We start from the raw sequence: 203 nt of genomic DNA, 5'->3' as shown, positions 1-203 counted from the left end.
GTGTTCATGTCCATTGCGACCGCCTCGATGTGCTGACAGCCCTCTTTGCCCAGCAATTCGAAGAAGGGCCGGATCGCCTCACGGCTGTTGCCTTCGCCGACCCACAACACGCGCATACGTTCGGCATCCATGATCACCGTCGCGTAGCGGTGCCCCTTGTGCAGCGCGAACTCGTCCATCACCAACCGACGCACGCCCTGCGC

1 protein-coding gene is annotated in these 203 nt (G+C 62.6%); it reads right to left on the bottom strand.

Features of this window, described 5'->3' with window-relative positions:
- Positions 1–203 (bottom strand): ISL3 family transposase (locus C664_RS20140; protein ID WP_004297034.1); only part of this gene is annotated, 203 nt, incomplete at both ends.

Origin of the sequence: Thauera sp. 63, assembly GCF_000310165.2 — a bacterium.
Lineage (GTDB): Bacteria > Pseudomonadota > Gammaproteobacteria > Burkholderiales > Rhodocyclaceae > Thauera > Thauera humireducens.
Note: the sequence above shows the minus strand (reverse complement) of the source record. Positions and strands in the feature narration are given on the sequence as shown.